This window comes from Ensifer soli, assembly GCF_041928815.1.
Classification (GTDB): domain Bacteria; phylum Pseudomonadota; class Alphaproteobacteria; order Rhizobiales; family Rhizobiaceae; genus JBHFEI01.
Genome location: NZ_JBHFEI010000065.1, coordinates 1 through 734, shown reverse-complemented (window position 1 = coordinate 734; position 734 = coordinate 1). Strand labels below are relative to the sequence as shown.

1 protein-coding gene is annotated in these 734 nt (G+C 69.9%); it reads right to left on the bottom strand.

The window, feature by feature from the left end; genetic code table 11:
• Positions 1-2 precede the first annotated feature (2 nt).
• A partial coding sequence (locus ACEVQ6_RS23665; RefSeq protein ID WP_374891493.1) for an SDR family NAD(P)-dependent oxidoreductase occupies positions 3-734 on the bottom strand: 732 nt, incomplete at its 5' end.

Genomic DNA, 734 nt, shown 5'->3' with positions numbered 1-734 from the left:
CGCTACCAGATCGTATATCCGCAATCCACCGTGACGACGGAGCCCGTCATGGCGCTTGCGGCGTCGGAGGCGAGGAATAGGATGGCGGAGGCGATCTCGTCGGGGCGGGCGACGCGCTTCATCGGCGTCATCTCCATCCATGTCGGCATCAGCTGGTCGTTGGTGAAGCCGCCGCGCGACATGACGGTGTCGACATAGGTGGGGGCGACGCAGTTGACGCGCACGCCGCGCGCCGCCCATTCGCCGGCGAGGCTGCGGGTCATGTGGTGGACGCCGGCCTTGGCGGCGTTGTAGTGCACCTGGCGCTGCGGCTTGTTGGAGATCAGGCCGGACATGGAGCCGACGGTGACGATCGACCCGCGCCCGCGCGACAGCATGGCGCGGCCGAATTCGCGGCACGACCAGTAGCAGCCGTTGAGGTCGACATCGACGACCTTGAGCCAGACCTCGTCGGCCATGTCCTCGCCGCCGGTGTCGGGCCAGGCGATGCCGGCATTGGCGACGAGAATGTCGACGGCGCCGTGGCGCTCGTTGGCAAGCCGCGCGACCTCGGCGGTCGCCTTCGGATCGGTGACGTCGAGGAGCACGGTGTCGGCGTCGTGGCCTCTGGCGCGCAGCTCGGCGAGGCCGGAGGCGAGCAGCTCCTCGCTGATGTCGGAGAGGATCACCTTCGCGCCCGCTTCCGCCAGCGCCTCCGCCGCGCAGAGGCCGATGCCCCGCCCGCCGCCGGTGAT